The following is a 24,483-nucleotide window of genomic DNA, read 5'->3' on the forward strand; positions in this document are numbered from 1 at the left end:
TCGTCGTGTGGTCAGCCGATCGGGTAGTTCCCGGTGGCCCAGAAGCTGGCGTTGGCGATGATGTTCAGCACGCTCAGCACGATCGCCACCCAGCCGAGCACCGGGGACTTACGGAAGCGGTTGGCGTCGCGGATCGACAGCGCGCCGAAGACGATGCCGAGGATACCGCAGCAGAGCAGGCCGACCACGATGCCGAGCACACCCCACAAGGTGCTGCGGTCGCTGCCGCCCGATGCTGCGGCCGGTGGATACTGGGTCATCTGCAGGGTCCCCCGTCAACTCGACGACCGCCGTCGTCGACGGCGCGGTCCAGCACCGAGCGTACGGCCAAATGACCGGAATGTCGGCGGGTTCGGCAGGTGACCGGCCAGGCCACGGCGATATTGCCGCCGGATCAGTGCGCCCACGTGCCAAAGTAGGCACGATGGCAGCCCACCCCCCGGATCCGCCACGGACGGCGGACGGTACCGCGTCGGTCGACGCCGTTCGGCGCCCAGGCCCCGGCCGCGACCCCGGTGCCGCCCGCCGTGGCCGGGCTCCGCTGGCCGTCGCGGCCTCGGTGACCACCCTGTGGGCCGCGGTCGTGTCCTACCTGCCGGTCGCGGTGGTGATGTGGCTGATCCGGCTCGCCGAAGGCGACTCGTCGATCCTCGGCGCGGCCCGGATCGGTCTGGCCGCCTGGCTGCTCGGGCACGGCGTACCGCTGGACACCTCGACCGGCCCGCTCGGGCTGCCGCCGCTGCTGCTCAGCGCGCTCGCCGCCTGGCGGATCTACCGGGCCGGCGTGCACACCACCCGGGCGGTCGGTGCCCGGCACCGCGGATCCGCCGGCCGGGCGATCGTCGTCGCGCTTGCCGTCGCGACCGCGTACGGCGCGCTCGGTGCCGCCGCCGCGCACGTCACCAGCAGCGCTACCACGGCGGTCGAACCGCTGCGGGCCGGGGCCACGCTGGCGGCGTTCGGCGGGATCGGCGCGTTGCTCGGAGCCGGCCAGACCACCGGAACGCTGCGCCGACTGGCGGCGCGCTGCCCCGACCTGCTCCGGCACGCGGCGCGGGCCGGGCTGGTCGCCGCGCTGCTGGTGCTCGGTGCCGGCGCCGCCGTGGCCGGGCTGTCCGTGGCGATCAGCGGTGGGGACGCCGCCGACACCATCGGGGTGTACCGGGCCGGGGTGGCCGGGCAGGCCGGGATCACGCTGCTCAGCATCGCCTACGCGCCGAACGCCACCATCTGGGCGACCGCCTACCTACTTGGGCCGGGCTTCGCGCTCGGATCCGACACGGCGGTACGGACCACCGAAGTCACCCTCGGCAGCCTGCCGGCGGTCCCGTTGTTCGCCGGGCTGCCCAACGGCCCGGCCGGCGGGCTCAGCGCGGCGCTGCTCGCCCTGCCGGTGCTGGCCGGGATGACCACCGGGTGGGTGCTGGCCCGCCGCTGGCCGGCGGGGACCGACCGGGGTGGTGCCGGGCTGCCCGGCTGGGCTGTGCTGATCGGTGCTGCCCTGATCAGCGGGCCGGTGGCCGGACTGTTCCTGGGCGGTGCGGCGGCCGTGTCCGGCGGGCCGCTCGGTGCCGGACGGCTCGCCGACGTCGGCCCGGTCGCCTGGCAGGTGGCGGTGGTGTCGAGCGCGGTGGTCGCGGTCGGGGCGGTGGTCGGCGCGGCGGCGGCGCGGGCGGTGGCGGCGCCCCCGGCGGACCGGTCCGCGCCCCGCCAGCGACGGTCCGTCGCCGCCCGGTCCGCCGCCGCCCGGTCCGGTGCCGGGCAGGGACATCCCGGCAACGACACAGGGCGCCCCGGACGATCCGGGACGCCCTGATCGGGGTCGCGTCACAGAGCCTGGCTCAGATGCTGTTGAACCCGCTGCCGAAGTCCAGCAGAACGCCGAGGATCGAGTTCGCGATGCCGAGCACCACCCCGATCGCGCCGCAGATCAGCCCGGCCATCGCCTGGCCACGGTTGTCGGCCAGGCCCTGGTCGACCTTGTTCTTGCCGAGGAAGCCGAGCACCGCGCCGGCGATCCCGGCCGGAATGCCGAGCAGCGGGCAGCACACGGCCAGCACCAGCGAGGCGATGCCGACGATCATGCCGATCAGGCCCAGGTTGTTGTTCTTCTGCTGGCCCGGCATGCCGTAGCCGCCGGCGGGGTACGGCTGGCCCGGCACCGGCTGCTGCGCGTACGGGTCACCGTAGGGCTGCCCCGGCGGCTGCTGCGGGTACGGCTGCCCCGGCGGCGGCTGTTGGCCGTACGGGTCCGAGTAGGGCTGCCCCGAAGACGGCGGCTGCTGGCCGTACGGGTCCGAGTAGGGCTGCCCCGAGGACGGCGGCTGCTGGCCGTACGGGTCGGACGGTGGCGACGAGGTCGGGTCCTGGGGCTGCTGGGGCTGCTGGCCGTACGGATCTTGGCCTGGGTAGCCGGGCTGCACAGAGAGCTCCTTCATGACGACGACGCTCAGGGCGGTCGGAGATCGTGTTTTTGCCCGAGCGTCGGGCAGCGTATCTGGTCAGCGCAAATCCTGCCGCCCGTCGCGCCCGCCCGTCGCGTTGGGCGGGACCTGGGCGGGACCTGGACGGGGCCTCGTCGGCGGCCGGGTAGGGTGCTCGGGTGACCTCGTCCCCGGCCAGACTCGTGGTGCTCGTCTCCGGCTCCGGCACCAATCTGCAGGCGCTGCTCGACGCCACCGAGGACCCCGCGTACGGCGCGGTCGTCGTCGCGGTCGGCGCGGACCGGGACGGGATCGCCGGGCTGGACCGGGCCAAGGCCGCCGGGGTGCCCACCTTCGTGGCCCGAGTCGCCGACCACGCCAGCCGGGCCGACTGGGACGCCGCGCTGACCGCCGAGGTCGCCGCGTACCAGCCGGACCTGATCGTCTCGGCCGGCTTCCTGAAGCTGGTCGGCGCGCGGTTCCTGGCCGCCTTCGGGGACCGCTACGTCAACACCCACAACTCGCTGCTGCCCGCGTTCCCCGGCATGAACGGACCGCGTGACGCCCTCGCCTACGGGGTCAAGCTGGCCGGTGCCACGCTCTTCTTCGTCGACGCCGGCGTCGACACCGGACCGATCGTCGCGCAGGTCGCGGTCCCGGTCGAGCCGGACGACGACGAGGCCAGCCTGACCGAGCGGATCAAGGAAGCGGAACGGGCGCAGCTCGTCGAGTACGTCGGCCGGCTGGTCCGGCACGGCTGGACCATCTCGCATCGAAAGGTCACCATCCGATGAACCCGAGCATCGACGGCCGCCGCCCGCTGCACCGGGCGTTGATCAGCGTCTACGACAAGACCGGCCTGGTCGAGCTGGCCACCATGCTGCACGCCGCCGGGGTGGAGATCGTCTCCACCGGGTCGACCGCGACCACCATCGCCGCCGCCGACGTGCCGGTGGTCCGGGTGGAGGACGTGACCGGCTTCCCGGAATGCCTGGACGGCCGGGTCAAGACGCTGCACCCGCACGTGCACGCCGGGCTGCTGGCCGACCTGCGCTCCGCCGACCACACCACCCAGCTGGCCGAGCTCGGCGTCGCCCCGTTCGACCTGCTGGTGTCCAACCTGTACCCGTTCCAGCAGACCGTGGCCTCCGGTGCCGACCTGGACGGCTGTGTGGAGCAGATCGACATCGGTGGCCCGGCGATGGTGCGGGCGGCGGCGAAGAACCACGCCAGCGTCGCGGTGGTCACCTCGGTGTCGGCGTACCCGCTGATCGAGCAGGCCCTCGCCGACGGTGGCTTCACCCTGCGGCAGCGGCGCGCCCTCGCCGCCCGCGCGTTCGCCGACATCGCCGAGTACGACGTCGCGGTCGCCGACTGGTGCGCCCGGACCCTGGTCGGCGCGGACACCGACCAGCCGGTGGACTGGCCGGAGTTCGCCGGCACCGCGCTGCGCCGGGCCGCCGTGCTGCGCTACGGCGAGAACCCGCACCAGCGGGCGGCCCTCTACCTGGACCCGGCGGCACCGGCCGGGCTGGCCCAGGCCGAGCAGTTGCACGGCAAGGAGATGTCGTACAACAACTACGTCGACGCCGACGCCGCCTGGCGGGCGGCGAACGACTTCACCGCCCCGGCCGTGGCGATCATCAAGCACGCCAACCCGTGCGGCATCGCGGTCGGTGTCGACGTCGCCGAGGCACACCGCAAGGCGCACGCCTGCGACCCGGTCTCCGCGTACGGCGGGGTGATCGCGGTCAACCGGCCGGTCACCGTCGAGCTGGCCAACCAGGTCGCGGAGATCTTCACCGAGGTGGTGGTGGCCCCCGGGTTCGACCCGGCCGCGGTCGAGGTGCTGGCCCGGAAGAAGAACCTGCGGCTGCTGCTCGCCCCGGCGTGGCAGCCGGCGGAGGTCGAGTGGCGGGAGGTCACCGGCGGCCGGCTGGCGCAGACCGCCGACCGGATCGACGCCGCCGGCGACGATCCGGCGAGCTGGCGGCTGGCCACCGGTGAGCCGGCCGCCGCGGACCTGCTGGCCGACCTGGGTTTCGCCTGGCGGGCGGTACGTGCGGTGAAGAGCAACGCGATCCTGCTGGCCCGCGACGGTGCCACCGTCGGGGTCGGGATGGGCCAGGTCAACCGGGTCGACGCCGCCGAGTTGGCGGTACGCCGGGCCGGCGCCGGCCGGGCCGCCGGCGCGGTGGCCGCCTCCGACGCGTTCTTCCCGTTCCCGGACGGCCTGCAGGTGCTGATCGACGCCGGGGTACGCGCGGTGGTGCAGCCCGGTGGTTCGATCCGGGACGACGAGGCGATCGCGGCGGCGAACGCCGCCGGGGTCGCCATGTACCTGACCGGCACCCGGCACTTCTTCCACTGACCGGCCGGCCGTCGTCGTGTCGCCGCAGCAGCGCGTCGAGGAGCGGATCGTCGGGGCCGACTGGGCGCTCGACGAGTTCGACCGGGTGCACTTCGACCGCTGTGAGCTCGTCGACGTCGACCTGACCGAGGCGGTGCTGACCGGCTGCGTCTTCACCAACTGCGTACTCGCGAACGTGCGGGCCAACGCGGCCCGGCTGACCCACTGCGCGCTGCTGCACTGCGTGATTCGACGGTCGTCGTTCTTCGACGCGAGCTTTGCCGACTGCAAACTGACCGGCACCCAGTTCCTCGATTGCACGCTGCGCCCGCTGCGCGTCGACGGCGGGGACTGGGGGTTCGTGCTGCTGCGCGGCCAGGACCTGACCGGGACGAAGCTGTCCGGGCTGCGGCTCCGGGAGGCCGACCTGACCGAGGCGGACCTGAGCCGGGTGGATCTTTCCGGGGCGGACCTCGGCTATGCCCGGTTGACCAACGCGAAGCTGCGCGGCACGGACCTGCGTGGGGCGGATCTGGCCGGGGTCGAGCTGCGCGGCCTCGACCTCACCGGGGCGCGGATCGACCTGGCCCAGGCGGTGCAGGTCGCGGCGGCGTACGGTGCCGACGTGCGGCCCTGACCGGCTGGTCCGCGCGAGGTGCCAATCGGGGCGGATCGGGCGACGTGAGACGATCGGTGACGTGACGGCGACAATTCTGGACGGCAAGGCGGCGGCTTCCGCCATCAAGGACAACCTTCGTGCCCGGGTCAAGGCGCTCGCGGAGCAGTCGGTGGTGCCCGGTCTCGGCACCGTGCTGGTCGGTGAGGATCCCGGCTCCCAGGCGTACGTCAACGGCAAACACCGCGACTGCGCCGAGGTCGGCATCGCCTCGATCCGCCGGGACCTGCCGGCCGACGCGACCCAGGAGCAGGTGGAGGCGGTGGTGGCCGAGCTGAACGCCGATCCGGCCTGCCACGGTTACATCGTGCAGCTGCCGATGCCGAAGCAGATCGACACCCAGCGGGTGCTTGAGCGGGTCGACCCGGACAAGGACGCCGACGGGCTGCATCCGGTGAACCTGGGCCGGCTGGTGCTCGGCTTCGACGCGCCGGTCGCCTGCACCCCGCGGGGCATCGTCGACCTGCTGCGCCGCAACGGGATCCGGATCCGGGGGGCGGAGGTGGTGGTGATCGGCCGGGGCACCACCGTCGGTCGGCCGCTGGGTCTGCTGCTGACCCGGCGCAGCGAGAACGCCACGGTGACGCTGTGCCACACCGGCACCCTGGATCTGGGCGACCACACCCGCCGGGCCGACATCGTGATCGCTGCGGCGGGCGTACCGGGGCTGGTCACCGCCGAAATGATCACGCCGGGGGCGACGGTCGTCGATGTCGGCATCACCCGGGTGCTCGGCGAGAACGGCAAGGGCCAGTACACCGGTGACGTGGCACCGGACGTGGCCGAGGTGGCCGGTGCGCTGGCCCCGGTGCCCGGCGGGATCGGCCCGATGACCCGGGCGATGCTGCTGACCAACGTCGTGGAACTGGCCGAGCGGGGCCTGGCCGGTCGGTGAACCGACCGGTGTGGCGGGCGTGAGGTGGGTCTCCGGGCGCGCCCCTGACCCGCTCAGCCGTTACCTGGCTGATACGGTCCCGTCAAATTCGCCCGGTAGCAGGGAGTGAGACGACAATGGGCAAGAAGGTCACCGTCGTCGGTGCCGGCTTCTACGGCTCGACGACCGCGCAGCGCCTGGCCGAGTACGACGTCTTCGACACCGTCGTGCTGACCGACATCATCGAGGGCAAGCCCGAGGGACTGGCCCTCGATCTCAACCAGTCGCGGCCGATCGAGGGCTTCGAGACCAAGGCCGTCGGTGCGACCACCGGGGTGGACGGCTCCGGCTACGAGGTGATCTCCGGCTCGGACGTCGTCATCGTCACCGCCGGCCTGCCGCGCAAGCCGGGGATGAGCCGGATGGACCTGCTGGAGGTCAACGCCAAGATCGTCCGTGGGGTCGCGGAGAACATTGCCCGGTACGCCCCGGACGCGGTGGTCATCGTGGTGTCCAACCCGCTCGACGAGATGACCGCGCTGGCGCAGATCGCCACCGGGTTCCCGCGCAACCGGGTGCTCGGCCAGGCCGGCATGCTGGACACCGCCCGGTTCTCCCACTTCGTCGCCGAGACCCTGGCGGTACCGGTGGCGACCGTACGCACGCTGACTCTCGGCTCGCACGGTGACACCATGGTGCCGGTGCCGTCGCGGTGCACCGTCAACGGCAAGCCGCTGACCGAGCTGCTGCCGGCGGACAAGATCGAGGAGCTGGTGGTCCGGACCCGCAACGGCGGGGCCGAGGTCGTCGCCCTGCTCAAGACCGGGTCGGCGTACTACGCGCCGTCGGCGGCGGCGGCCCGGATGGCCAAGGCGGTGGCCGAGGACTCCGGCGCGGTGATGCCGGTCTGCGCCTGGGTCACCGGGGAGTACGGCATCGACGGCGTCTACCTGGGCGTGGAGGCCGAGCTCGGGGCCGAGGGTGTCCGTCGGGTGGTGACCACCGACCTGACCGACACGGAGCTGGCCGCACTGAAGGAGGCCGCTGAGGCGGTCCGGGCCAAGCAGGCGGACGTGGCCGATCTCTGAGCCGTACCGGCGTGACGATCGGGGCGGGCATCCGGGTGCCCGCCCCGACGTGTGTCGCGCCTCGTTCGTCCCGCCCGCTGCGCACCGGGTTCGGCAATCCAGTACGCTCGTACTGCTAACACGAGTTTCCGAGAGGAGCGCCGGTCGATGGCGAAGATCAAGGTAACCAACCCGGTCGTCGAGCTCGACGGCGACGAGATGACCAGGATCATCTGGAAGCAGATCCGGGAGCAGTTGATCCTGCCCTACCTCGACGTCGACCTGCACTACTACGACCTGTCGATCCAGTACCGCGACGAGACCGACGACCAGGTGACGGTGGACGCCGCGAACGCCATCAAGCAGCACGGCGTCGGCGTCAAGTGCGCGACCATCACCCCGGACGAGGCCCGGGTCGAGGAGTTCGGCCTCAAGAAGATGTGGCGCTCCCCGAACGGCACCATCCGGAACATCCTCGGCGGCGTGGTGTTCCGCGAGCCGATCATCATGTCGAACGTCCCCCGGCTGGTGCCCGGCTGGACCAAGCCGATCATCATCGGCCGGCACGCGCACGGCGACCAGTACAAGGCCTCTGACTTCGTGGTGCCCGGGCCCGGCACGGTGACCATCACCTATACCCCGGCCGACGGCAGCGCCCCGGTCGAGATGGAGGTCGCCAACTTCTCCGGCGGCGGCGTCGCGATGGGGATGTACAACTTCGACGAGTCGATCCGTGACTTCGCCCGCGCCTCGCTGCGCTACGGTCTGGACCGCGGTTACCCGGTCTACCTGTCGACCAAGAACACCATCCTCAAGGCGTACGACGGTCGGTTCAAGGACATCTTCGCCGAGGTGTACGAGGCCGAGTTCGCCACCGAGTTCGCCGCCGCCGGGATCACCTACGAGCACCGGCTGATCGACGACATGGTCGCCGCCGCGCTCAAGTGGGAGGGCGGCTTCGTCTGGGCCTGCAAGAACTACGACGGTGACGTGCAGTCGGACACCGTCGCCCAGGGCTTCGGCTCGCTGGGGCTGATGACGTCGGTGCTGATGACCCCGGACGGCCGCACGGTGGAGGCGGAGGCCGCGCACGGCACGGTCACCCGGCACTACCGGCAGTGGCAGAAGGGCGAGAAGACGTCGACCAACCCGATCGCGTCGATCTTCGCCTGGACGCGGGGTCTGGCCCACCGCGGCAAGCTGGACGGCACTCCGGCGGTGACCGAGTTCGCCAACACGCTCGAGCAGGTCTGCATCGAGACCGTCGAGGCGGGCCAGATGACCAAGGACCTGGCGCTGCTGATCGACCGCAACGCTCCGTGGCTGACCACCGACGAGTTCATGGCGGCTCTCGACGGCAACCTGGCCAAGCGGCTGAGCGCCTGAGCAGCCGAGCGTCTGAGTAGCTGAGCGCCTGAGCTCGCGGCCGGCACCGTCACCGGTTCCTCCGGCGAATCGTTGAACAGGGTGGACGTGGTGCCAGTCGCGTCCAAGGGGATCTTCCGGTGGCGGTCGCCCTGAGCAACATGACGCCAACGGTCGATCCTCGGCTGTGAACCAGCAGCCTGCCGTCCCTTCCCTGCGGGGGGCCCTGTCCCGGGCCCCCCGCAACCATGTCCGGTCTGGTCAGGCGTCACGCAGCAGCGCCGCCGCCTGTTCGGGCCGGACGTCGTTGATGAACACGCCCATCGCCGATTCCGAACCGGCCAGGTACTTCAGCTTGTCCGCCGCCCGCCGGATGGTGAACACCTGCAGATGCAGGTAACCCAGCTCCCGTTCGTGACGTACCGGGGCCTGATGCCATGCCGCGATGTACGGTGTGCCCTGCCGGCTGTCGAAGAGCCGGTCGAAGCGGCGCAGCACGTCCAGGTAGAGCGGCCCGAAGGCGTCCCGTTCGGCGTCGTCCAACGCGGCGATGTCCGGCACCCGGCGGTGCGGTGCCAGGTGCACCTCGAACGGCCAGCGCGCCGCGGCCGGCACGTACGCCGTCCACCGGTCGTTCGCCGCCACCACCCGTACCCCGGCCGCCCGCTCGGCGGCCAGCACGTCCGCGTACAGGCTCCGCCCGCCGGTCGCCTCGGCGTGCCGTCGGGCGGCGGCCAGCATCGACCGGGTACGCGGCGGCACGAACGGGTACGCGTAGATCTGCCCGTGCGGGTGGTGCAGGGTGACCCCGATCTCCACGCCCCGGTTCTCGAAACAGAACACCTGCTCCACCGCGTCCAGCGCGGACAACTCGGCGGTCCGGTCGGCCAGCGCGTCGACGACGGTGCGGACCCGGGCCGGGGCCAGCGCGGCGAACGAGGTGCCGTGCTCGGCGGTGAAGCAGACCACCTCGCAGCGCCCGAGACCGGGCCGGGTCGGGGTGAACGGCGTACCACCGGGGTAGCCGGCGGTCCCGTCACCCACCCGGTCGCTCAGCGACGGGAACCGGTTCTCGAAGACCACCACCTCGTAGTCGTAGGCCGGAATCTCGCTGGACCGGCCGGGTCGCGACGGGCAGAGCGGGCACTGGTCGGTCGGCGGCAGGAAGGTCCGGGTCTGCCGGTGCGCGGCGATCGCCACCCACTCGTCGGTCAACGGATCGTGGCGAAGCTCCGAGGCGGGTGGCGGGGGCGGCAGCTCCCGCCGGTCCGGTCCTTCCCGGACGGCGTCGTCCCGCTCGTCGAAGTAGATGAGTTCCCGCCCGTCGGCGAGCCGTACCGCATGGCGTTTCACGACGCTGAGTTCCTATCGGTGTGGGTCGGCGATCGACAGCTCGACGCCGTGTCCGGCCAGGACGTCGCGGGCCGGTGCGGGTAGTCCGGGGTCGCTGACCACGACCTGGGCCGTGGCCAGCTCTGCCATCGAGGAGATGCCCACTACGTCCCATTTGGTGTGGTCGGCCAGCACCACCAGGCGGGCCGCCGCCGTGATCAGGGCGCGGTTGGTGTCGGACTCCATCAGGTTCGGGGTGGTGTAGCCGGCCCGTTCGCTCATCCCGTGCACACCGAGGAAGAGCAGGTCCACGTGCAGGTCGCGGAGGGCGGTCACGGCCACCGGCCCGACCAGCGCGTCCGACGGGGTACGCACCCCACCGGTGAGGATGACCGTCCGGTCGCCCCGACCGTCCCGGTAGAACACGTCGGCCACCGGGATCGAGTTGGTCACCACCGTCAGCCCGGGGACGTCGACCAGCCGGCGGGCGAGCTCCACCGTGGTGGTGCCGGCCGACAACGCCACCGCCCCGCCGGCGACGACCAGCTCGGCGGCGCGTGCGGCGATCGCCGCCTTCTCGGCCTGCTGCCGGGCGGACTTCGCCACGAACCCGGGCTCGTCGGTGGCCCCGGGATCGACCAGGGTGGCCCCGCCGTGCACCTTGGCCAGCAGCCCCCGGTCGGCGAGGACGTCCAGGTCCCGGCGGATCGTCATGTCCGAGACGCCGAACTCGACGGCCAGGTCGGTGACCCGTACCCCGCCAGCGGCCCGGACCCGGTCCAGGATCGCTGCCTGGCGCTGCGGCGCGAGCATCAGCACCACGTCCTGCTCCCACCTGCTCGCACTCAATCCAACAGATGCGAACACTATCGCGCAGGTACGGCCGAATGGAAGTACGCCCGGCCAGGTAGGCGTCTGCGTAGGGTCGGGTCAGCGGAACGCTTTCGCCACCGCGCTGCGCCAGACCGGCGGACGGCCGAGCCAGGCGGCGAGCCGCGCGTCGTGCGGGGCGTAGTGGTCGGCCAACTCCCGACGGGTACGGGCACCGGGCGGCTCGACCGGCAGGCCGTCGGACGGTGCGCCCGGTGCTCCGTCGACCAGGGCCGGCGGTTGCGTCGGCGGCGGTAGCCACGGCTCCTCGTCGAGCCTCGGCAGGCCGAGGAAGTCCAGCACCTCGCCGTACACCTTGGCCGGCGTGGTCCACAGCCGTTCGGCCTCCACCAGGCAGATCCGCTCCCGGCCAACCTGAGAGGCCAACCGGTCCAGGTAGGTGGCGTACTCGCCGCGCTGCCGGTACGCGTGGTGCTGGTGGGCAAAGCTGCGGTACCCGGCCTCCACCCCGAGGCGTTCCTCCTGCCCGCGTAGCCGGGCGGACTCCAGCGCCAGCGCCCGAGCGAACGATGGCTCCGGCTCGTGCCCGGCCAGCCGTTCCACCCGGAAGTGCGACCAGGCCCGGTCCACCGGATCGCGGACCAGCACCAGCAGCCGCACGTCCGGCAGGTCGCGGGCGATCCGCAGCGCCGCGTACGGGTGGTAGAGGTAGTAGGTGCTGGTTTCGAAGGCGCTGGCGGTGCCGCCGTGGCGTCGCTGCAACCGGCGGGCGGTGCGCTGGCGGGGGAAGTGCCCCCGGTACCAGTCGATGCCGCGCTCGTACGAGGTGTCGAAGAAGCTCACCCCGTCGCGGCGGGCCGCCCGCAGCACCAGCGGATGAGCGGCCAGCATCCGGTGCAACCCGGCGGTCCCGCACCGGTGCCCACCGCAGATCAGGAACGACGGCAGCACCCGCCTCGGGGCCGTCCACCGCCCGTACGACCAGGACCGGGTGGGCACGATCCGGCGTAGCGGCTCCGGGATCCGACTGCGTAACGGCATGTCGCCCTCTCCTGTCCTGCCTGGACGGCTGTGCTGCCGGGGTGGCGCGAAACGCTATTTACCGGATAACGCTGCCGCTACCCGGACAAGAGCGGCTTCTCGTCCGACTTGCCGTCATCTGCAGAAAAGGCGACAAAGGAGGATGTCGTGGGTCAGGCCGGCTTCAGTCGCGGCTCCACCCAACCCGTTTCGGTGAGGTGTTGCAGCACCGTCTGCACGCCCTGCTCGATGCTCATCTCACTGGTGTTCAGCACCAGGTCGGCATCAGTCGGCTCCTCGTACGGATCGTCGATCCCGGTCATCCCGGTCAGCTGACCGGCCCGCGCCTTGGCGTACAGCCCCTTACGGTCGCGGGCCTCGCAGACCTCCAACGGGGTCGCCACCCAGACCAGCAGGAACCCGGCCCCGGCGTCGTTCGCCATCTGCCGGGCCACCGCCCGGGCCTGGGCGTACGGTGCGATCGGGCAGCAGATCGCCACCCCGTGGTGCCGACCGACCTCGGACGCGACCCAGCCGATCCGACGGACGTTACGGTCCCGGTCCGTCTTGGAGAACGTCAACCCGGCGGAGAGCTCGCGGCGCACCACGTCCCCGTCGAGCAGCGTGACGGTCCGGTCGCCGCTCTCCCGCAGCGCGTCCGCCACCCCCCGGGCGATGGTCGACTTGCCGGAACCGGACAGCCCGGTGAAGAACACCACCAGGCCACGATGCCGGCGCGGCGGCCGGGCCCGGGCCAGCTCCCGCGCCACCGCCGGCGGGGTGTGCCACTCCGGTAGCGGAAAACCCCGGTCCAGCAGGTCGTCGATCTCCTCCTGATCGAGCGCCAGCCGCCGGTTGCGCGGCGGGATGTCGTCGCGCCAGCGCCACTGACCGTCCCGGTTGTCGTAGGCCAGCTCCCGGGGCACCAGCACCCGTGGACCGCCGCCGGAGAGCATCTCGCCGGTGGACAGCAGGTGGGTGACGCCGTACGCGGCCGCCACCCGGGCCCGCAGCAGCGCGTCGCGGATCTCGTCACCGCGCCGGGTCAACGGCACCGCGACCAACGTCGCCGGCGGCATCCGGTCCCGGGCCGCGAAGACACTGCGGACCAGCACCTCCGGCGGCAGCCCGCTGACCCCGCCGTCGGCGACCGGGATCAGGATCAGCAGATGCGCGGCGAGGGTACGGGCGGCGTGCGCGATCTGGGCCAGCTGCGGGCGGTGCAACGGGCGGTCGGCGATCACCCCGAGCACCCGGCCCGGGGGCAGCAGCGCGCGTACCTCCGCCGGGCTGCGACGCAGCCGCTGGAACGGCCCGCCGGTGCCGTCGCCGAGCCGGCGCACCCGGCCGCCGACCGCCGAGAAGCCGTCCCGGCTCGGCCAGGCGTCGACGATGTCCAGCGCGGCCACCGGAGCACCCTCCGGGTCGGTGAGCACCAGCACCCGCAGCAGCGGATTCGTCAGGTCGAGCCCGGCGACCAGGCCGGCCGGCACCTCCAGGGTGACCGGCACCGGCCAGGCGGTGCCGTCGGCCAGCCGGCCGCGACTACGCAGCGAGGCAAGATCGGCGCGGGTGTGGAAGCCGGTCAGCGGGGCGTACGCCTCGGACAGGATCAGCTCAAGGTCGGCCAACTCGAACGGCCGCGGCGTGTACGCCGGCGCGTCCCGCAGCACGTCGTCAGGCAGCACCCAGCCGTCGGTCATCACACCCCCCAATGGATCGAACTCACAGTTTCGCAGCCGGCCGGCCGTCGGTCGAGACTGGCACGGCGAGTTCTGCCACCATCGCGGGATGTCGACCATCGTCGCGCGATGTCGACGTCTCGTCCGGGGCCGAACCAGAGCAACGCTTGCTTCCGGGGCCGGCGGAGTCACCCCTAATGGCAGGGCATGGGTCGCTACTCAGGGAACCTCCAGGGGGAAACCCCATCCCACGACGTGCCGGCAGTCCATACGCTGACCGGGTGACTCTCATCGCAACCGATGCGCTGACCAAGACGTACGGCGGGCGGGTGACGGCCCTGGCCGACCTGACCGTCGAGGTCCAGCCCGGCATCGTCGGCCTTGTCGGGGCCAACGGCGCCGGCAAGTCGACCCTGATCAAGATCCTGCTCGGCCTGCTCGCCCCGACCAGCGGACAGGCCCGGGTGCTCGGACTGAACCCCACCACCGACGCCGACGCGGTCCGCGCCCGGGTCGGCTACATGCCGGAGAACGACTGCCTGCCGCCGGACCTCAGCGCCGCCGAATTCGTCACCCACCTGGGGCGGATCAGCGGTCTGCCGCGCGCGGCGGCCCGGGAACGGGCCTCCGAGGCGCTGCGCCACGTCGGGCTCTACGAGGAGCGCTACCGGCAGATCGGCGGCTACTCCACCGGCATGAAGCAGCGGGTCAAGCTGGCCCAGGCGCTGGTGCACGACCCCGACCTGCTGCTGCTGGACGAGCCGACCAACGGCCTGGACCCGGCCGGCCGGGACGCCATGCTGGCCCTGGTGCACCGGATCGGCGCCGAGTTCGGCATCTCGGTGCTGGTCTGCTCGCACCTGCTCGGCGAGGTGGAACGGATCTGCGACTCGCTGATCGCCATCGACGGCGGCCGGCTGCTGCGTTCCGCCCAGCTCTCCGACATGACCACCGCCAGTGACGTGCTGGCGATCGAGGTCAGCGAGGGCACCGAGGCGCTGGCCGCCCGGCTGGCCGCGGCCGACCTGCCGGTCAGCCGGGAAGGTCAGCTGCTGCTGGTGCCCGCCGAGACCGGCTCCGACGTGTACGACCGGATCCTCACCGCGGTCGTCGAACTCGACCTGCCGCTGCACCGGCTCGACCAGCGCCGGCACCGGGTCGCCGAACTCTTCGCCACCACGGAGGACTCCCGTGTCAACGTCTGACCAGCTCACCGCCGCCCGGGGCACCGGGCCGACGCCGGCCGACCCGGCTGTCGCGGGCACCACCTCGAACGGCGCGCCGGGCGGCGTCATCCACGACATCGGCTACCAGCGCTACACCGGGGCCCGGCTCGGTCGCCGGCACGTCGTCGGCGCGCTCTACGCGCACAGCCTGCGTACCGCGTTCGGGCTCGGCCGCAGCGCCAAGGCCAAGATCTTCCCCTGGTTCATCGTCGGGGTGGTGGTCGCCGCCGCCGCCGGCCTGGTGGCCGTCCGCGCCCAGATCGGCCAGGTGCTGCTCAGCTACGCGCAGTTCGCCGACACGATGAGCTGGCTGGTGATCTTCTTCGTCGCGGTGGTCGCCCCCGAACTGGTCTCCCGCGACCTCGGCAGCGGTGTGCTGCCGCTGTACTTCTCCCGGCCGCTGCGGCTCGTCGACTACCCACTGGCCAAGTTCGCCGCCCTGGCCACCGCCGTGTTCATGCTGCTCGGCGCACCACAGCTGGTGATGTTCCTCGGCGGCGCGTTCACCACCGACGCCGGCTGGTCCGGGGTGTGGGACGAGGTCACCGACCTCGCCCCAGGCCTGGCGTACGCCGTGCTGTGGGCCGGTGTGTTCAGCGCCATCGGGCTGGCGGTCGCCTCAGTCACCGGCAAGCGGGCATTCGCCGCCGGTGGGATCGTCGCAGTCTTCCTGATGACCACCCCGATCGGCGGGGTGCTCTCGGTGCTGCCGTCGGTCACCGCCAACCAGCTCGCCGGTCTGGTCGCCCCGTCCAGCCTGGTGCAGGGCACCGGAATCTGGCTGTTCCGGGACGCGCTGATAACCGAAGCCGGCACCGGTCTGGACACCGGCGGCTTCGGCCCGCTGTACGGGCTGGTCACTGTCGTCCTGATCGCCGGCTGCATCGCCGCCCTGATCGCCCGCTACCGGAAGGCGGCCCGTCGATGACCACCTCGACCTCGACCCCGAGCTCCACCCCGGCCGCCGCGGCCCCGGTTACCTCCGGCACCGGCACCGCCGGCACCGCCGGCACCGCCGGCCGCCCCGCCGCGATCGAGCTCGCCGGGGTGTCCCGCTGGTACGGCAACGTCGTCGCGGTCAACGACGTCAGCATGGCCCTCAACGCCGGGGTCACCGGCCTGCTCGGCCCGAACGGCGCCGGCAAGACCACGCTGCTGCACATGATGGCCGGCTTCCTGCCGCCGTCGCGGGGCACCGTCACCGTCGACGGCGAACCGACCTGGCGCAACCCGGGCGTCTACCACAAACTCGGGCTGGTCAGCGAACGGGAGGCGGTGCACGGCTTCCTCACCGCGTACGAGTTCGTGCTGGCCAGCGCCCGGCTGCACGGGTTGCCCGACCCGGCTGCCGCCGCCCGGCGGGCGATCGAGCTGGTCGAGATGACACCGGCGCAGGACCGGCGGATCGGCACCTACTCCAAGGGGATGCGCCAGCGCACCCGGGTCGCCGCCGCGCTGGTGCACGACCCGACGGTGCTGCTGCTCGACGAGCCGTTCAACGGCATGGACCCGCGCCAGCGGATGCACATGATGACGCTGCTGCACTCGCTCGGCGACGCCGGCCGGACCATCCTGTTCAGCTCGCACATCCTGGAGGAGGTCGAGCAGGTCTCCGGCACCGTCCAGGTGATGGTCGCCGGCCGGCTGGCCGCCTCCGGCGACTTCCGCAGCATCCGGCGGCTGATGACCAACCGGCCGCACGTGTTCGCCGTACAGTCCAGCGACGACCGGGCCCTGGCGGTGGCGCTGCTGCGCCACGACTCGGTCACCGGCGTCGACCTGCCCAAGGGCGGTGGGATCACCGTACGCGCCGGCGACTACGGCAGCTTCACCCGCGCCCTGCCCCGGATCGCGCTCACCGAGGGGATCCGGGTGCACCGCCTGCTGCCGTCGGACGAATCCCTGGAGAGCGTCTTCTCCTACCTCGTGGAGGCCTGAGAGCCGTGAACTCGACCGTCATGTGGATCACCGCGCGCGGGCTGTTCGGCCGCCGCCGGTTCCTGCTTTTGCTGCCGCTGCCGGTGCTGGTGATCGCCCTCGCCGTGCTGTGCCGGTGGCTCGGCGTCGCGCCGGGCAACTGGGCCCAGCCGGTCCTGATCGCGCTCGGCCTGGCTGTGGTGCTGCCGGTGGTGGCGCTGATCGTCGGCACCGGGGTGCTCGGTTCGGAGATCGACGACGGCACCATCGTGCACGTACTCAGCAAGCCGCTGCCGCGCTGGCAGATCGTGCTGCCGAAGCTCGTCGTCGCGTTCGGCGTCACCACGCTGACCGTCGCGGTGCCGCTGTACGTCGCCGGGGTGCTCGCCGAATCGGTACGCCTCGGCCTCGCCCTGGCCGCCGCGAGCGCCGCCGGAGCGCTGGCCTACTCGGCGCTGTTCGTGGCGCTGAGCCTGGTCACCCGCCGTCCGGTGCTGCTCGGCCTGGTCTACGTGCTGATCTGGGAAGGGCTGCTGGGCAACATCGTCTCCGGCACCCAGGTGCTCTCCGTCCAGCAGTACGTGGTCACCTTCGCCGACCGGATGGCCGCCACGACCCTGTTCGACGGCCAGGTGTCGGTCACCGTATCGGTGATCATGACTGCGGTGATCGCGGTGCTGTTCACCCTGCTCGCCATCGACCGGCTCCGTTCGTTCAGCGTGGCCGGCGAGACCAGCTGACCCGACCGTACCGATCGGCTCGCATCGGGGGGTGCCCGTGCCGGCCGACCAGTCTCCCCGCTGGTCGGCCGGCCCGGCTGCGTCAGCCCGTGGGCCCGGTCAGCCCGTGTTGCGCATGCCGGCGGCGATGCCGTTGACCGTGGTCAGCAGGGCCCGCTCCAGCGCGGTGTTGTCGCTCGGCGCCCGCCGGGCACCCGGCGCGGTCGCCACCGTCCGGGTCGCCGCCCCCGAGTCGCGGTACTGCCGCAGCAACGCCACCTGCAGGTGGTGCAGCGGCTCCAGGTAGGTGTCCCGGACCGCGAGGGTGCGCTGCAGCACGTTGTTGTTCTGCAGCAGGCTCGACGACCCGGTGATCGCCAGCACCTCGCGTACCGTCCGCTCGTACTCCTCGGTGATCTTGTCGAAGATCGGCTGCAGCGGACCCGGCACCAGCGTCTCCACGTAGCGCCGCGCGATGCCCAGGTCGGTCTTGGTCAGCATCATCTCGACGTTCGACAGGAACGTGCGGAAGAAGTGCCACTGCTCGAACATCTCGCCGAGCACGTCGGACAGGCCGGCCTCACGGGCGGCGGCCAGCCCGGAGCCGACCCCGAACCAGCCGGGCACGATCTGCCGCGACTGGGTCCAGCCGAACACCCACGGAATCGCCCGCAGCCCGCCAAGCCCGGCGCCGGTGTTCGGCCGCTTCGCCGGCCGGGAGCCGATGTTGAGCGCGCCCAGCAACTCGGTCGGGGTCGCCGCCCAGAAGTACGCCGGCAGGTCCGGGTCCTCGACCAGCGAGCGATAGCAGCGGAACGCCGAGTCGGACACCACGTCCATCGCCGCGTCCCAGTTTTCCAGCAGCTCCAGCGGCTGGCGCGGCTCGGTGTGCAGCAGCGTCGCCTGCAGCACCGCCGCCACGGTCAGCTCCAGGTTCTCCCGGGCCAGGGCGGGGATCGTGTACTTGTCGGAGATCACCTCGCCCTGCTCGGTCACCTTGATCGAACCGTCCAGGGTGCCGTACGGCTGGGCCAGAATCGCCTCGTGCGTCGGCCCACCGCCCCGGCCGACGGTGCCGCCTCGGCCGTGGAACAACCGCAGGCGTACGCCGTGCCGGGCCGCCACGTCCCGCAGCGCCCGCTGCGCCCGGTGGATCTTCCACTGGCTGGTGGTGATGCCGGCCTCCTTGTTGGAGTCGGAGTAGCCCAGCATCACCTCCTGCACCTCGCCGCGCGCGGCAACGATCGCCCGGTACGCCGGCAGCGACAGCAGCTCGTCGAGCAGGTCGCCACCGGAATCCAGCTCGGCCGGGGTCTCCAGCAGCGGCACGAAACCGACCCGGGCCAGCCCGTTGTGCACGTCGACCAGGCCGGCCTCGCGGGCCAGTACCGCGGCGGCCAGCACGTCGTCACTGCCCAACGTCATCGAGATGATGTACGACTCGACGACCTCCGGACCGAACCGCTGCTGCGCCTCGCGGATCGTGCCGAAGACGTTGAACGTCTTGCGCGCCGACTCGGTCAGCGGAGCGTCCATGCTGGACAGCGGGCGGCGGCCGGTCAGCTCGTCGGCCAGCAGCTTCGTCCGCTCGGGGCGGCTCAACGAGTTGTAGTCGGTCACTTCGCCGACCCGGGCGTACATCTGGGCCAGCACCGCGTGGTGCGCCTCGGCATGCTCGCGCACGTCCAGCGTCGCCAGGTGCAGACCGAACGCCGACACCGTACGGATCGCCGACGCCAGCTTGCCGACCGCGGTCAGCTGACCCGAGTTGCGGGCCAACGACGCCCGCATCAGCTCCAGATCGGACAACAGCTCGTCGGAGCCACGGTAGTCGCGGCCCGGCACGTGCGCGGTGCCCCGGTTGAGTCGCAGCCGGGTGTTCGCCAGCTTCGCCTTCACGCACCGGGCCTTCAGCCGGTACGGCTCCTCCGCGTTGGTGCGCCGGAACCGGGGCGCCACCTCCGGCAACGCGTCGAGGTCCTTGGCCAGGCTGGCCGACAGGTCCAGCGAGACCCCGCGCAGCCGCCGGGACACCGACACCTCGTTGATCAGGGCGTCCATTGCCTCGTCGGTGGCCTGGATGCCGTGCTCGTGCTGGATCATCAGCACGTCGCGGGTCACCGCCGGGGTGACGTACGGGTTACCGTCCCGGTCGCCGCCGATCCAGCTGCCGAAGGTCAACGGCCGCGACGTCGGTGAAGTTTCAACGCCCAATTTGCGCAGCGTGTCAGCGAGATCGTCGAGCACCTGCGGGGCGGCGTCGGCGTACAGGTCACGCAGGTAGTAGACGGCGTTACGGGCTTCGTCGGTCGGGTCCGGGCGGTCCAGCCGCAACTCGTCGGTCTGCCAGAGCAGATCCAGCAGCTCCGCCAGCCGGCGGCTGCTCGCCGAGGCGTGCTCACTGGCCCCGTACAGCACCGCTTCGGACATCTCCACGTCGAGTTCGTCGGCGACCGCCCGCAGCTTCGACAGGATCGACCGGCGGGCCGCCTCGGTCGGGTGGGCGGTGAACACCGGGCGTACCGCGAGCCGGCGGGCGGCAGCGGCGATCTCGTCGGCCGACACCCCGCGAGCGGAGATCAACGTCGCGGCCTTGTCCAGCCAGCCACCCTCGGTGGCCCGGCGGCGGCGCAGGTCCCGGGCCCGGTGCACCTGCTCGGTGATGTTCGCCAGGTGGAAGTAGGTGGAGAAGGCGCGGGCCAGCTTCGTACCCGTGGTGACGTCCATCGCGGCGAGCCGGGCCGCGGCGGCCTCGGCGTCACTGCGTACCTGGGTACGGATCTCCTCGACCAGGTCGAGCAGCGGCTGGCCCTCCTGCCGGGCCAGGGTCTGGCCGAGCAGGGTGCCGAGCCGGCGGATGTCGGACCGCAGCGCCGCGTCCGGCCCGTCCTGATCCTGACCGCTGCCAGCAGCATCGGTCTGCACGGTGCCGGCCTTCGCGTTGCCGGCCTGGGCGGCACCGTCCTGCGCGTTGCCGGCCTGGGCCTTGTTGGCTTGCGCGGCGTCGGGTTGCGCGGCGTTTGCGGGTTGGGTGGCGGCGAGTTGCTGGGCGTCGGGCATCGGGTTTGCGGACAGCTCAGTCACTGGGCGCTCCTCACGCGAGTACGAAGGACGGCGCTGTCCGACAACTTGGATGTTATCGGCCGTCCCCCCGGCCACGGGGAAACTGGTGAGTCTTGTCTCAACGTTCGGCGTACCGTCCCGGAATGTCTCTTTCTGGGGTGGCCCGCCCAACCGGCGATGCCCCCTTCAGGGGCGGCGCCCACGCAGCGAGGGGAGCCGGTCACCCCCACCTGCTCAGCGAGGGAACCTACATTGTCGTCAAACCCGCCGGGTGACAACAATGTAGGTTCCCTCGATCCGATCACTGGCGTTGCTCGGCGATGGCCTGCCGGACCATCCGGGCGAGTTGTCCGCTTTGCCGGAGGACGTCGTCCGCAGTGAAGCGCAGTACGAGCCAGCCGGCGGCCCGCAGCGCGTTGTACCGACCCACGTCACGGCGGAACGTCGCCCGCTCCCGATGGTGGTCACCCTCGTACTCGATGGCGATCCGCCACTGCGGGTAGGCAAGATCGACCCGAGCAATTAAGCGACCCCGGCCGGCACCATCCGATGCCTGTCGTCGCGATGTCGTATGCCGTTGCGGCCTCGCCTGCGGCGGCCTCGCCTGCTGCGCCGGCCGGCGTACTTCGTACTGCACTGTCGGGCGGGGCAGGCCGGCATCGTGCAGCACGAGCCGGAGCCGCGACTCCATCGGCGACTCGGCCAACGGCTCGGCGAGCGTGACGAGTTCGCGCAGTTGGGCGATGCCACGTCCGCCGGTGTTGGTGTCGAGGTAGCCGGTGAGGGCTTCAGCGCGCAGCAGACGGCGGTGCAGCATGGCGTCGAGTGCGGCGAGCGCGTCGGCCCGGGGCAGCAGACGGCCCAGGTCGAACGCCGTGCGTATCTCGGTGGTCAACGCGATACCGCCGAACGAAACGGTGATGTCGGTCGGGTCGAGCGCGCGACGGGAGACGGCCAGCCGGGGGTGCGCGCCGAGTCTGGCCGAGCGAGGCAGGGTGACGTGCACCGGGCTCCTACGGGGGAGCAGGCCGACACCCCACAGGTACGCGGCGCTCAGTCCGCTGATCGCCCCGCCGACGGGCAGCTTCACCGCCACCGCCTCGCACCACATCCGGTGGTCGTCGGGGTCGAACGCCGCCGCCTCCACGTAGACGTCGGGAAGCAGCCGTTGCCAGGCAGGGCCACGGAGCATCTGCCAGGTGGCCAGGCCGGCAGCCACCGCTCGGCTACCGGAGAACGGGGCGAACCTCAACTCGCGAGGGACTCTGGCGGCGACAGACATCGGCAGAGCCTGCCCGACAGGCTTCACTGACCGCTGCCCCAGCGACCGGTTGCGTCACCGATCCGACTGCTCCTGTACGAAGACGCCTTCGCACCACGAGTGACCGGGCTACGTTGACCGCGATGGCAGGGGGCACTTCGCCCCAGCTGGACGCGCCGTGGACGGGGGTACGGTGATGCGCGGCTGGCTCGGAAGATCCTGGCTCTTGTCCCCCCGCGTCTGGTGGGCCCGCTTGGTTCGTCGAGCCGAGATAGAGGTGGAGTACCAGTCTCGGCCCCTCCTGCAGCGTGCCGTCGAGCCGCGGCAGACCGACGCCCGCCCGTGGCACCGAACCCTGTGGTTTGCCCTCTGCCGAGCGGCATTGGTGCTGATCGCTTTAGTCGTCGTGATCTTCCAATTGTTGGTTCCCCTTTACAGCATCTTTTCGCGCTGGCATGACTGGGACAGGCTAATTCCGCCATGGTCGTACCAATGGCTGCAGTGGAGCCCAGCCACGGCGTGGGGTGAGATGAAGACCGTTCTCGGTCCGATTATCAGCATCGCCTTCGCCTTTGTCGTCTACTACATATTTGCGCATTGGCGAATCATCCGCTTCTATCGGAAGAAGGCGCATGATTCGCCGACGGAACTCGTGGAGACCGCAACAAAGATTATCGATGACGTGCCTGGTCGCCGGGAGTTGTGTGAGGTGCTGATCGAGCGAATTCGGGATCCGGCGACTCGGTCTCCGATGGTGCTCATCGGTGGGGTGGGTGCCGGAAAGACTGCAACGCTGGTCGAGCTGACCCGGAAGTTGGCTGCACAAGATATCGTGCCTATCCCGATCCGGCTACGGGACACGGCTGGGAAGGAAGAACTCAACTTCAAGGAGCTGGCTAGAGAGAAGTTCAAGAAGGAAGTCGATTCGAAACTGTTCAGTGACGGCCACATGGAGCGGCTCTGGCGGGAGCTCTTCCGCTCCAACGAGGTGGCTATCCTCGCGGACGGACTCGACGAGGCAATTCAGGGAGCGCCGGCTAGGGATAGTGCGATCCGGGAAGCTATTCAGCAGGCCGTCCATGACGGTCTGCCGTTGGTGATCGCTTCCCGCCCTTACGATCCGCTACGCGGTATGAAGTCGACGGTCATCGCGTTGGAGCCGCTCGGTGAGGGTGCCGCCATCGAATATGCGAGTAGATCCGGCTCCCGATCGAATCAGTCGATCGCCGATATCGCGACTCTTGTGCACGCAGCGGACGTCGCGGAGTCGCCGATGTTTCTGCGCATCATCCGTGATCTGGAAGTTATAGATCAGTTGCCCAATGAGCTAAGTGGTGGCACTGGTCTTGATGCCAAGAGTTCCTGGCGATCAAGGGACCGTGCTCACGTTCGACTCTCCCTGCTGCGAAAATGGTGTGAAGCGCTTTGTGAAGGCACCTTTCGTGTGGATTACGCTCACACGAAGGAAGAGCGTAGGATCACTGAGGAGATCCTCCAGGCATTCGCTTGTCTTGGTCTCGGCCTCGGACAGCAATCACCGCAGTTCGTACGCTTCGACGATCTTCACAAAGACGAGTTGCGCTTCGATGATCCCCATAAAGATAAGGGGGATGGCAAATTTGCCAAAGTCGTCAGGGGGAGTCTGAGTGATCGACTGAGGAAACATGTTTCGAGTAACCAAGTTGACATCAATAACAGGGATGATGTCGTTATCGCCACCCAGCGAGGTGAGGCGCTGGGGTTCGTGCACGAAGCAAGTGGTGGTGTGCGTTTTCAGTATGGCGACCTTCAGGCGTACCTTGCCGCCGAATTCATGATTGGCCTCCGGCCTGATGATCTTCAGCGGGTAATGGCTAGGTTTGGGTTGCCAGCTAGCGGCGAGGGTCGTCCTGATCATCGCCAGCCGAGCCGGGAGCTACTGGACTCGTTGATAACAATGTCGCGAATTTCGGGCGAGGAATTGAATAGGTGCGGATTCTCTCCGGACGGGGTTGTGGAAATTCTTCGCGCAGAGGCGGGCAAGGCTGATGGGAAAGGACGGTTAATTCCATGTTGGCGCCTAGAGATGTATGCTGCGGCATTGGAGATCGATGTCATCTGCGAAAACCCGCTACAGCGTCGGATAATTGGGCAACTGCTCAAGCAATGGGACAACTTCCGAGAGGAAGAAACCGCACCTGATCGACCACTGGACGAAGCGAAGCTCCATCTGGTGCGGCGAGCCGGTGATGCTGCGCGAATACTGCATGATCGAGCCGTCGTCGGTGAGGTGCGCAGTATGATGATGCCGTACGACCGGTTGTTTGAGATCGCGATTAAGGAGAACTCGTACCGTGTTCGGCTGGCAACCGCTCGCGAGGTTGGTCTCGGCGGAGTTGACGCGACCCGGCAGTTGTGCGTGGGAGATCTGCTGGCACCGCCACCTTTGACGAATGCTGATCGAGGGCCGGAGACCGTCCATGCGGCGGAGGTGACTGCTAGCCGCAATTCGTTTCTCCGCTGGCGGTCCCTGCATCGGTCAGGTCGGAAGGTCGCAGGGGAAGATACCTCTTCCTTCACCGTACGTGCGGCGGTCTCTGCCAGAAATTTGCAGTTAGGGACCAGTGCAGAGCCAACCGGCCTGCCGGTCCGTGAGGCGGAGACTTCGCAGGGGGCGCGAGAATGAAGACCGCTACCA

20 protein-coding genes are annotated in these 24,483 nt (G+C 70.5%); 12 read left to right on the forward strand and 8 right to left on the reverse strand.

What is annotated here, in order from left to right:
- Nucleotides 1-11: 11 nt before the first annotated feature.
- Entirely contained in the window at nucleotides 12-260 is a 249-nt protein-coding gene (locus O7629_RS31250; protein ID WP_278173828.1) for a hypothetical protein, read from the reverse strand.
- Nucleotides 261-424: 164 nt separating this feature from the next.
- On the opposite strand from O7629_RS31250, the gene O7629_RS31255 reads away from it, so the two are divergent.
- The gene (locus O7629_RS31255) at nucleotides 425-1,816 is read left to right on the forward strand and encodes a DUF6350 family protein (protein WP_278173830.1); all 1,392 of its coding nucleotides are present in this window, start codon (nucleotides 425-427) and stop codon (nucleotides 1,814-1,816) included.
- A gap of 25 nt (nucleotides 1,817-1,841) precedes the next feature.
- Here O7629_RS31255 and O7629_RS31260 read toward each other — a convergent pair whose 3' ends face one another.
- Nucleotides 1,842-2,438, reverse strand: coding sequence for a DUF4190 domain-containing protein (locus O7629_RS31260; protein WP_278173832.1), 597 nt, complete (start codon nucleotides 2,436-2,438; stop codon nucleotides 1,842-1,844).
- 164 nt (nucleotides 2,439-2,602) lie between these two features.
- Here O7629_RS31260 and purN point away from each other — a divergent pair, with 164 nt between their 5' ends.
- The 6 genes from purN (at nucleotide 2,603) to O7629_RS31290 (ending at nucleotide 8,776) form a co-directional block, all read left to right on the forward strand.
- Nucleotides 2,603-3,217 carry a phosphoribosylglycinamide formyltransferase gene (purN, locus tag O7629_RS31265; RefSeq protein ID WP_278173834.1) on the forward strand — a complete coding sequence of 205 codons (615 nt, stop codon included), beginning with the start codon at nucleotides 2,603-2,605 and terminating at the stop codon, nucleotides 3,215-3,217.
- On the forward strand, nucleotides 3,214-4,794 hold the full coding sequence (purH, locus tag O7629_RS31270; protein WP_278173837.1) for a bifunctional phosphoribosylaminoimidazolecarboxamide formyltransferase/IMP cyclohydrolase: 1,581 nt from the start codon (nucleotides 3,214-3,216) through the stop codon (nucleotides 4,792-4,794). Before purN ends, purH begins: the two co-directional genes overlap by 4 nt.
- Nucleotides 4,795-4,810: 16 nt before the next feature.
- On the forward strand, nucleotides 4,811-5,410 hold the full coding sequence (locus O7629_RS31275; protein WP_278173838.1) for a pentapeptide repeat-containing protein: 600 nt from the start codon (nucleotides 4,811-4,813) through the stop codon (nucleotides 5,408-5,410).
- Nucleotides 5,411-5,471: 61 nt separating this feature from the next.
- Nucleotides 5,472-6,344, forward strand: a complete 873-nt coding sequence (locus O7629_RS31280; RefSeq protein ID WP_278173840.1) for a bifunctional methylenetetrahydrofolate dehydrogenase/methenyltetrahydrofolate cyclohydrolase — start codon at nucleotides 5,472-5,474, stop codon at nucleotides 6,342-6,344.
- Between the two features lie 116 nt (nucleotides 6,345-6,460).
- Entirely contained in the window at nucleotides 6,461-7,411 is a 951-nt protein-coding gene (mdh, locus tag O7629_RS31285; RefSeq protein WP_278173842.1) for a malate dehydrogenase, read from the forward strand.
- 147 nt (nucleotides 7,412-7,558) lie between these two features.
- A complete protein-coding gene (locus O7629_RS31290; protein ID WP_278173844.1) occupies nucleotides 7,559-8,776 on the forward strand; it encodes an NADP-dependent isocitrate dehydrogenase in 1,218 nt (405 codons plus the stop codon).
- A gap of 240 nt (nucleotides 8,777-9,016) precedes the next feature.
- Here the strand turns inward: O7629_RS31290 and galT are convergent, their stop codons facing one another.
- The 4 genes from galT to cysC all read right to left on the reverse strand — a co-directional run bounded on the left by galT (nucleotide 9,017) and on the right by cysC (nucleotide 13,641).
- A complete protein-coding gene (galT, locus tag O7629_RS31295; protein ID WP_278173845.1) occupies nucleotides 9,017-10,108 on the reverse strand; it encodes a galactose-1-phosphate uridylyltransferase in 1,092 nt (363 codons plus the stop codon).
- Nucleotides 10,109-10,120: 12 nt separating this feature from the next.
- Nucleotides 10,121-10,900, reverse strand: a complete 780-nt coding sequence (locus O7629_RS31300) for a DeoR/GlpR family DNA-binding transcription regulator (protein WP_278174764.1) — start codon at nucleotides 10,898-10,900, stop codon at nucleotides 10,121-10,123.
- Between the two features lie 117 nt (nucleotides 10,901-11,017).
- Complete coding sequence (locus O7629_RS31305; RefSeq protein ID WP_278173846.1) at nucleotides 11,018-11,959, reverse strand: sulfotransferase domain-containing protein; 942 nt, start codon at nucleotides 11,957-11,959, stop codon at nucleotides 11,018-11,020.
- 152 nt (nucleotides 11,960-12,111) lie between these two features.
- On the reverse strand, nucleotides 12,112-13,641 hold the full coding sequence (gene cysC, locus O7629_RS31310; protein WP_278173848.1) for an adenylyl-sulfate kinase: 1,530 nt from the start codon (nucleotides 13,639-13,641) through the stop codon (nucleotides 12,112-12,114).
- Between the two features lie 260 nt (nucleotides 13,642-13,901).
- Here cysC and O7629_RS31315 point away from each other — a divergent pair, with 260 nt between their 5' ends.
- The 4 genes from O7629_RS31315 (at nucleotide 13,902) to O7629_RS31330 (ending at nucleotide 17,503) form a co-directional block, all read left to right on the forward strand.
- On the forward strand, nucleotides 13,902-14,825 hold the full coding sequence (locus tag O7629_RS31315) for an ABC transporter ATP-binding protein (protein WP_278173850.1): 924 nt from the start codon (nucleotides 13,902-13,904) through the stop codon (nucleotides 14,823-14,825).
- Between the two features lie 88 nt (nucleotides 14,826-14,913).
- A complete protein-coding gene (locus tag O7629_RS31320; protein WP_278174766.1) occupies nucleotides 14,914-15,774 on the forward strand; it encodes an ABC transporter permease in 861 nt (286 codons plus the stop codon).
- The gene (locus tag O7629_RS31325; RefSeq protein ID WP_278173851.1) at nucleotides 15,771-16,784 is read left to right on the forward strand and encodes an ABC transporter ATP-binding protein; all 1,014 of its coding nucleotides are present in this window, start codon (nucleotides 15,771-15,773) and stop codon (nucleotides 16,782-16,784) included. The genes O7629_RS31320 and O7629_RS31325 overlap by 4 nt, the downstream gene beginning before the upstream one ends.
- Before the next feature lie 20 nt (nucleotides 16,785-16,804).
- Nucleotides 16,805-17,503 (forward strand): ABC transporter permease subunit, encoded by a 699-nt coding sequence (locus tag O7629_RS31330; RefSeq protein WP_123606025.1) that lies wholly within the window; start codon nucleotides 16,805-16,807, stop codon nucleotides 17,501-17,503.
- 99 nt (nucleotides 17,504-17,602) lie between these two features.
- Here O7629_RS31330 and ppc read toward each other — a convergent pair whose 3' ends face one another.
- Together ppc and O7629_RS31340 are read right to left on the reverse strand one after the other, a co-directional pair.
- Nucleotides 17,603-20,566: a phosphoenolpyruvate carboxylase gene (gene ppc, locus O7629_RS31335; RefSeq protein WP_278173853.1), complete on the reverse strand. Its 2,964-nt coding sequence runs from the start codon at nucleotides 20,564-20,566 to the stop codon at nucleotides 17,603-17,605.
- A 280-nt stretch (nucleotides 20,567-20,846) separates the two neighbouring features.
- Nucleotides 20,847-21,827 carry a DUF559 domain-containing protein gene (locus O7629_RS31340; protein WP_278173855.1) on the reverse strand — a complete coding sequence of 327 codons (981 nt, stop codon included), beginning with the start codon at nucleotides 21,825-21,827 and terminating at the stop codon, nucleotides 20,847-20,849.
- Between the two features lie 256 nt (nucleotides 21,828-22,083).
- Here O7629_RS31340 and O7629_RS31345 point away from each other — a divergent pair, with 256 nt between their 5' ends.
- A complete protein-coding gene (locus O7629_RS31345; protein WP_278173856.1) occupies nucleotides 22,084-24,471 on the forward strand; it encodes a hypothetical protein in 2,388 nt (795 codons plus the stop codon).
- Nucleotides 24,472-24,483 lie beyond the last annotated feature (12 nt).

This window comes from Solwaraspora sp. WMMD792 (assembly GCF_029626105.1).
Taxonomy (GTDB): domain Bacteria; phylum Actinomycetota; class Actinomycetes; order Mycobacteriales; family Micromonosporaceae; genus Micromonospora_E.

Excerpts from the sequence above, each read along its gene's own strand:
- O7629_RS31250 (WP_278173828.1), bottom strand. The coding sequence starts at position 260 with ATGACCCAGTATCCACCGGCCGCAGCATCGGGCGGCAGCGACCGCAGC.
- O7629_RS31255 (WP_278173830.1), top strand. The coding sequence starts at position 425 with ATGGCAGCCCACCCCCCGGATCCGCCACGGACGGCGGACGGTACCGCG.
- O7629_RS31260 (WP_278173832.1), bottom strand. The coding sequence starts at position 2,438 with ATGAAGGAGCTCTCTGTGCAGCCCGGCTACCCAGGCCAAGATCCGTAC.
- purH (WP_278173837.1), top strand. The coding sequence starts at position 3,214 with ATGAACCCGAGCATCGACGGCCGCCGCCCGCTGCACCGGGCGTTGATC.
- mdh (WP_278173842.1), top strand. The coding sequence starts at position 6,461 with ATGGGCAAGAAGGTCACCGTCGTCGGTGCCGGCTTCTACGGCTCGACG.
- O7629_RS31290 (WP_278173844.1), top strand. The coding sequence starts at position 7,559 with ATGGCGAAGATCAAGGTAACCAACCCGGTCGTCGAGCTCGACGGCGAC.
- O7629_RS31300 (WP_278174764.1), bottom strand. The coding sequence starts at position 10,900 with ATGCTCGCGCCGCAGCGCCAGGCAGCGATCCTGGACCGGGTCCGGGCC.
- O7629_RS31305 (WP_278173846.1), bottom strand. The coding sequence starts at position 11,959 with ATGCCGTTACGCAGTCGGATCCCGGAGCCGCTACGCCGGATCGTGCCC.
- cysC (WP_278173848.1), bottom strand. The coding sequence starts at position 13,641 with ATGACCGACGGCTGGGTGCTGCCTGACGACGTGCTGCGGGACGCGCCG.
- O7629_RS31325 (WP_278173851.1), top strand. The coding sequence starts at position 15,771 with ATGACCACCTCGACCTCGACCCCGAGCTCCACCCCGGCCGCCGCGGCC.
- O7629_RS31330 (WP_123606025.1), top strand. The coding sequence starts at position 16,805 with ATGTGGATCACCGCGCGCGGGCTGTTCGGCCGCCGCCGGTTCCTGCTT.
- O7629_RS31340 (WP_278173855.1), bottom strand. The coding sequence starts at position 21,827 with ATGTCTGTCGCCGCCAGAGTCCCTCGCGAGTTGAGGTTCGCCCCGTTC.